Genomic DNA, 7,060 nt, shown 5'->3' with positions numbered 1-7,060 from the left:
GCCACAGCCGGAACCGGGAGGCCGGAACCGTCAGGTCACAGGCATCCATGACCGACGCGTAGCGGATGCGGACCTTGACCGTGGCGTAGACGACACCGAAGGTCATCCAGAACCATGCGGGGTAGCGCCACCGAAGCAGCAGCGCCAACCCGGCAAGGTCCAGCACGATGGCGATCGCTAACCAGCGCATGATCAGGCTGCCGTCAGGTTCTTCGAGCCGCCGGCGTCCACGGCGGTGACCGCGACCGCACGGAAGCTGATGCCGTGCCGCTTCTGACCGTTGAACTCGTTCTCCCACGGCCGCGCCACCAGACCGGTCAACGCCACCTGGGTACCCATCGCCAGCTCACCGGAGATGGCCGACTCCCCCACCGTGACCTTGACAACCTCGGCGTTGCCGTTCATCACGAACAGCACGTCCAGCGTCACCAGAAGCTCACCGGTCTGCCGGTCCGCAGCCCGCTCCTGGGTCTTCTGGTTCGCGTACTTCGGCTGCGGCGGCTGAGCCACCATCAACGTCGCACCGGCGGTGTCCACGGGGATCTGCTGCATGATGGAACTCCCTTTCAGGGGCTTGGGAGGGCGGCGAACTACTTGGCGGTGGGGCGCCGCCCTCTGGCGGTTGAGCGCCTTGCTCTACTGTGCACTATTGCAGACTAGGGCACAAGGGGTAGTGCGCAGTACGGTGCACTACTACGGGTCAGTCGATACGCTCGACGCATGACCATCGCTGCCCACGATCCGAGGCCCAAGAAGGTGCAGATCGCCGACGCCTTGCGCTCGGAAATCACGACCGCTCCGCTTCCCTCAGGCCATCGCCTCGCATCGCTTCGTGAGCTGGCGGACCGGTTCACGGTCACGCAGGTCACCATCAAGAACGCGCTCCAGATCCTCATTGACGAAGGGCTGATCACGTCCGTGCCCACGAGGGGGTACTTCGTACTGGCACCCTCGACCGAAGCAGTGGCGGAGGCCGAGCCCGTTAAGCGGGAAGAGATCAACGCAATCCACTCCGAGATCCGAAAGCTTGCCGCCCGAGTGGCCGAGTTGGAGATGCGAGCCGATCACAAGGGCGGCGCCTGACTGGTGATCCACCATGAGCGCTCCGTGATCGTGCAACTAGTGACAGGCGTGGTGTCACTGGGGGACAGCCCTGGTGCCAACCCCCTGTCACCCCCCGTGTCACCGGCCTATGGGATGCCAGACTCGAAGCAGGCACCCCGATGGGAGGGCACATGAGCGACGACCGTCCGGCATGGGCGCGACGCATTGCGGCAGAGCGAGAGGCGCGGCAGTGGTCACAGGCCGAAGCCGTTGCGGCCTTGCGGGCGCATGCCCCGAAGCGGTTGCCCGAAGGCGCGAGCATGATCCGGCAGTGGAAGCGATGGGAGTCCGGCGAAGTCACGCCGAGCGAGTTCTACCAACCGATCATTGCCGCAACCTTCGGAACAGTGACGCACGCGATCTTCCCTGTTGCCAACAGGCGAGACGGGAACGCAGAGATCATCGCAGCCAGCGGCATGGAGACACTGGACATCATCAGCCGCTTGCAAGCTTCTGATGTCGACACCGCCACTCTGGATGCCCTGAGGATCACCACCGATCGGCTGTGCTCCGAATACCCCTACCTCCCGAGCGATCAGCTTGCTATGGAAGGCCGGCAGTGGCTCAAGCGAGTAGCCAGCCTGCAAGCGCAGAGGCTCACCCTTGCTCAGCACCGCGAGGTACTTACCCTTTCGGGCTGGCTGGCCCTGTTGATCGGCTGTGTTGAGTACGACATGGGGGAGCGGTCCGCTGCCGAGAGCACGCGCCGCGCAGCGCTATCTCTTGCCAATGAGGCAGGCAATTCGGAGATCGCCGGATGGGCGCATGAGATGCGCGCATGGTTCGCCCTCACGACTGGCGACTACCGCGGCATCCTCGCTGCTTCACAGGCCGGCACAGACGCTGCACCCAGTAAAGGTGTCGCCGTCCAACTCGCCGCGCAGGAAGCGAAGGGGTGGGCACGGCTCGGCGATCGTCGGCAGACCGAGGTTGCGCTTGATCGCGGCCGGAAGCTGCTCGAAGGGATGCCGTACCCCGAGAATCTTGACAACCACTTCGTGGTGGACCCGGCGAAGTACGACTTCTACGCCATGGATTGTTACCGACTGCTCGGTGAGGACCGCTTGGCGGAGAACCTTGCCCACGAGGTCATCCGTGCGGGAACAGACTTCGACGGAACCGAGCGGTCGCCCATGCGTATGGCCGAGGCCAGGATCACGCTCGGGGTAGTCGCAGCCCGACAGGGTGACCTCGACGGGGCCGTGAACTATGGCGAGTGGGCGCTCAAGGGTGATCGGCAATCGCTGCCATCACTCCTCATGGTCAGCCGCGAACTGGCCGCCATCGTCAATCGCGACTACGCCAACGAAGCAGCCGGCCGCGAGTACTTGAGCCACCTGACCGCGCTCAGCCACACCAGCTGAGTCGCTCGGACAGACTTTCCCTACTTCATCAAGGCTCGCTGCGCTCGCTCGGCCGGCGGTCACCGGCGCTCATCGATCATCGCCAACCCGACCGCCGCACACTCCGCCCCAAGCGCATCAACGCCCGCTTACGACCCGCACGCCACCGCCACCACGATCCGGCCTCGGGAGGGGAAAGACCCAACTGCGGTCGGACCTCAACGCCCCGCTTACGGGGCCACGCCGCACCCCTTTCCACCCGGTTGCCTACAACAGTAGGTCGGATCAACCGAGGGCCGCGCCAAGCGCGGCGGCGCCGGTCGGTCGCCGCCGCGCCGCCTCCATGTCTTCGCCACCGGCGCACGTCGCCGCCCGCCCGTCGCCACACGCAGCGGCCACATTCCAACACGGGCACGGGGAACGAACGCTGATCCCCAACGGTGCAGGTCAAAGACGCTTTGTGTTACCGAAAGAGGCCGGATCGTGGTGACGGCGGCACGCGGACCGACGCTGCCAGATGCGCGGGCGTTCGTACGGCCCGCTAATCCCGCACCGGGCCACCGGCCGGACGGCGGACGCTGCCATGGATTTAGCTTTGCTCTTCCCTGAACGAGGCTGCCGCCAGAACGAGCCTCCGGCGGGGGATCGGCCGGCACCGGGATGGGGAGGGGGCGCCGTTGCCGACCGCGGGTCCGTAGGGGGCGCGCGTGGGGAGCTCCCATCCCGACCACCGCCGACCCAGGCAGAGCCGAGCAGACGCGGCCCATGGCGTCCAGGTCGTTCGTACAGTGGCGCGCTCCACCTGGACGCCATGGACCACGCCCGCTCCACGGTGTGTGGGTCGACGGCGGACGGGATGGGAGCTGGGGAGGGTGGTGGGCAAGGGGGTGTTTTACTGACCGATCGTCACCTCACAGTCACCAAGCCACGGGTGCCTCAGAATGTGTCTATGGATGCAGGTCTCGCAGCGGTTCTAGGTGCAGCAGTCGGCGCATGCGGCTCAGCCGTCGCAGCGGGGGTCAGCGGATTCTTCTCGCGAACACAGACCATGCTGCAACTAGTAGCTCAGCAACAGCAGACTGAGCGCCAAATACGTGCTGACCTGGCAACACAGTTGCGAGAGCCTCGGCGACAGGCGTACGCGAACTACGCAGCAGAGGCCACAGCGAGGTTGGACGCGCTGTGGTGGGTAGGCGATGCCCTGTCTCAAAGCCCGCCACTTCGCGAGGCAGCCGAAGAGCGACTCAGGGCCAGCTTTTCGCCGTCCAGCAGCACGGCGTACGAGCGAGTACTACTTGAGGGCCCCGAAGAAGTCGCAGTCACCGCAGCAGATCTAGCAGCGGCGATCGAAGACGCGACGCACATCGCCCTTACCTGGATCATGGATCTTGAAGCAGGCGCGGAACCCATTCGGCGTGACTTTGGTGCCGAGCTGAGTCGAGCCACCGACACCGCCAAGCAATGCCGACGGAGTTTTCGCATGGCTGCCATGGAGGCTGTTCGGGCAGACGGCAGCGAGCCAAGGCATTACCCGGCACCGAGTAGTGATCATTTGTCAAGCCCGCACAGTAACGACTGACACCAGCGGCTGACACCAACAGACGCGAACAGCAGCAGCCGACGCCGAACTTCCACGGACAGTCAGGCGAAGTACGGAGCGGGTTCCCCGACGTCGGCACGCCCCGTGATCGACCTGGTAGTGATGAGGTCGGTAGGCAAAGGGGATGCCGGCTGTCAGTGGGGCCTGCCAAGCTGCGTGCATGATTGGTGAAATCCCGGGCGTGCCAGTAGGCCAGACGTACGCGAGTCGAGTTCTTGCCAGTGAGGCGAAGGTTCATCGTCCCCGCATCGCGGGCATCTGCGGCACGAAGGCCACCGGCGCCGAGTCCATCGTTCTGTCAGGCGGGTACAAGGACGATGAAGACCTTGGCGACCTGATCATTTACACCGGCCACGGAGGGCAAGACGGGGCCGGCAACCAAATCAGCGACCAGTCTCTGGACGACTCAGGGAACGCTGCTCTGGTCACCAGCCACCTCCAGGGACTTCCCGTCCGAGTCATCCGCGGAAGCAAGAGTGAGTCGATCTACGCGCCGCAGTCAGGCTACCGCTATGACGGTCTGTACCGAGTCGCGAGCTACGGAAGCAAGCTGGGCATCGACGGTCACCTGATTTGGCAGTTCCGCATGGAAGCTGCCCTTGACACCCCTATCCCGGCCATCACAGACGCACAGCTTCCTGTCGAGCCGCCTCAAGACGACGTCGAGGCACCCGCCGGCAAAGACGTACCTGAACGTGTCAGCTCGAACGTTCAACGCATCGTCCGCAGCAGCCGGGTGAAGAACGCTGTCAAGCGCTGGCACAGAGATCAGTGTCAGGTCTGCGGAATCACCATCGAGACGCCCGGTGGTAGGTACAGCGAGGGTGCCCACGTCCAGGCTCTCGGGCGCCCCCACAACGGCCCTGACCGAACAGACAACGTGCTCTGCCTTTGCCCTAACTGTCACGTCAAGTTGGACGTCGGCGCCATCGTCATTGAGGACAACCTGACTGTCATAGAGAACGGCTTTCCTGCGGGTTCTCTGAGGACCCATCCGCAGCACACCCTCAGTCTGGAATGCATTCGCAGCCACCGCGAGCGATGGCGCCGCTAGTCGCTGGCTCGTGCGGGCCTCACCCCTGCTAAGTACCTGCTCAGAGGGGACGCGCTGAGTTCCTACGCAGGCGTCAAACCCCACAGACCTGCTGAGGTCAGAACGAAGCCTTCGACGGGGATCGGCCGGCACTCGACGGAGCGGATACCCTTCCCGATCGAGCGTTCGTGGTGGCGTGCCATGGGAGCTGTGGCTGAGCAGTCTCGGGACCTACGGGGACCAAGACAGGCTGGAACCTCTGGCGATCCACTAGACAAGCCGATCTCTGCTGCCGGTATATTTTCCGGCATGAATTCCTACCCGTCGTCCCAAGAGGTGCTGTCAGGCTTAGGTGACAAGGTCACTCACGGCTTGGCTCGATCGGTGAAGCTTGCAGCCGACGACTTGCGCACCTACCGCAGTTGGAACCCAACGTGGGTGAGCGAGGCGAGCGAGCGCGGTCTGGCCAACTGGATTCACGACCGCCTGTGGGCTCGCCTCACGGTTCTGCTCGATGGGCATCCTGGAGTCACTCTCAGTGACGGGGAACCCACCCGCGAAGTTGTCGTGGGGGTCAGCTATCGTCTGCGTGTCAAGCGGCATCGTGAAGATGGCCAGGTCAGCAGCTACGCAACTCAGACAGCCCTGGAGTTCTTTGCTCAGGGCGTGCAGGACACGTTCCCGGGAATGGAAGAAGTCCGCCTCGTCGCCGGGTACGAGTGGGAGGCTGACTCACGCGAGATCGGTGAGGCCGTGCTGTCGCTGCGCGACGGCCAGGACAATGTGGTCTGGCTGGTGCCTCTGCCTGATGTCGGTCAAGCTGGAGGCACGGTTCAGCCGGTTCGTCCTACGGCACCCGAGCCCTCGCTCCCGTCGATCAACGTGCCTACGCCTGAGAAGCACGAAGCAACGGAGGATGGGTCGAAATGAGCAGTCTCGGCGAAGCGGTCACCACAGCTCGCCGGGCCCTTGGTTTCACCCAGGAAGAGTTGGCAGAGGCCGCTGGGGTGACCCAAGCGGCCCTGTCCCGCTATGAGAACGACCTACGCGAGCCTGAGGGTGACGCACTTGTTCGGCTTGCCGAGGCTTTGGGCGTAACTGTTGCGTTCCTCAGGGGCGCAAGCTCCGTTCGCGGAGCGATGGCTGTAGACGCCCACATGCGGAAGCGGGCGACCGCGAAGGCCACTACGTGGCGTCAGTTGGAAGCTCGCTTGAACATGTCCCGGATGCACGTCCGCCACTTGATGGAGGAAGTATCGCTGCGAGCGGAGCAGCGGATCCCAACCTTCGATCCCATCGATACAGATGCTGCTGATGCTGCGCGCATGGTTCGGATGCAGTGGCGCATGCCCATTGGCCCCGTAAGGTCGTTGGTTCGTTGGGTCGAAGCGGCCGGCTGCATCGTCCTCGCCGAGGATTTCGGGACCAGTCGCGTTGATGGGCTCTCACAATGGGTGGATGACTACCCAGTGATGATGATCAACGTAGCGGCACCTGTCGATCGCATCCGCCTCACCGTTGCTCACGAACTGGGGCATCTGAGTCTTCACTCCTTCGAACCCACTTTGGCTATGGAGGAGGAAGCCACTCGCTTCGCGGCGGAGTTTCTGATGCCTGAAGAGGTCATCCGCCCCCAGCTTAGAAACCTCACGCTGGGTCGGTTGCATGACCTTAAGCGGGAGTGGAGCACATCGATGCAAGCCATCATTGAGCGTGCATACGACCTACAGGTCATTACGTCAGCGAAACGAACAAACCTATATAAGTCTCTAAGCAACCGGGGTTGGCGGACACGGGAGCCACTGAGCGACGAGCTTCCTCCCGAAGCCCCTGCACTGGCTCAATCCATTAGCGAAGCCATGGCCGACAAGGGGCTTAGCCGGGAGGAGATTGCCGAGATGGCTGGCTTCTCGGATGCAGATCGGAACACGCTCTTCGTCGCATCTACGCGTCGCTTGCGCGCAGTCTGAGGCCGGCCGT

Annotated in this window: 6 protein-coding genes and 1 pseudogene; 5 read left to right on the top strand and 2 right to left on the bottom strand. The window is 63.8% G+C overall.

Features of this window, described 5'->3' with window-relative positions; all coding sequences use genetic code 11:
- Together ACHBTE_RS27850 and ACHBTE_RS27845 are read right to left on the bottom strand one after the other, a co-directional pair.
- Positions 1 to 190: pseudogene (locus tag ACHBTE_RS27850) on the bottom strand (plasmid transfer protein); the annotation flags it as partial.
- A 2-nt stretch (positions 191 to 192) separates the two neighbouring features.
- On the bottom strand, positions 193 to 552 hold the full coding sequence (locus ACHBTE_RS27845) for a hypothetical protein (RefSeq protein WP_394726952.1): 360 nt from the start codon (positions 550 to 552) through the stop codon (positions 193 to 195).
- Between the two features lie 168 nt (positions 553 to 720).
- Between ACHBTE_RS27845 and ACHBTE_RS27840 the strand changes: the two genes are divergently transcribed.
- The 5 genes from ACHBTE_RS27840 to ACHBTE_RS27820 all read left to right on the top strand — a co-directional run bounded on the left by ACHBTE_RS27840 (position 721) and on the right by ACHBTE_RS27820 (position 7,050).
- Positions 721 to 1,083, top strand: a complete 363-nt coding sequence (locus ACHBTE_RS27840; protein WP_394726950.1) for a GntR family transcriptional regulator — start codon at positions 721 to 723, stop codon at positions 1,081 to 1,083.
- Positions 1,084 to 1,235: 152 nt separating this feature from the next.
- The gene (locus tag ACHBTE_RS27835) at positions 1,236 to 2,468 is read left to right on the top strand and encodes a multiprotein-bridging factor 1 family protein (RefSeq protein ID WP_394726948.1); all 1,233 of its coding nucleotides are present in this window, start codon (positions 1,236 to 1,238) and stop codon (positions 2,466 to 2,468) included.
- Positions 2,469 to 4,207: 1,739 nt separating this feature from the next.
- Positions 4,208 to 5,101, top strand: a complete 894-nt coding sequence (locus ACHBTE_RS27830; RefSeq protein WP_394726946.1) for a YDG/SRA domain-containing protein — start codon at positions 4,208 to 4,210, stop codon at positions 5,099 to 5,101.
- A gap of 288 nt (positions 5,102 to 5,389) precedes the next feature.
- Complete coding sequence (locus ACHBTE_RS27825; RefSeq protein ID WP_394726944.1) at positions 5,390 to 6,010, top strand: hypothetical protein; 621 nt, start codon at positions 5,390 to 5,392, stop codon at positions 6,008 to 6,010.
- Complete coding sequence (locus ACHBTE_RS27820; RefSeq protein WP_394726942.1) at positions 6,007 to 7,050, top strand: helix-turn-helix domain-containing protein; 1,044 nt, start codon at positions 6,007 to 6,009, stop codon at positions 7,048 to 7,050. The genes ACHBTE_RS27825 and ACHBTE_RS27820 overlap by 4 nt, the downstream gene beginning before the upstream one ends.
- Positions 7,051 to 7,060 lie beyond the last annotated feature (10 nt).

Source organism: Streptomyces sp. M41, from assembly GCF_043673425.1.
Classification (GTDB): domain Bacteria; phylum Actinomycetota; class Actinomycetes; order Streptomycetales; family Streptomycetaceae; genus Streptomyces.
Note: the sequence above shows the minus strand (reverse complement) of the source record. Positions and strands in the feature narration are given on the sequence as shown.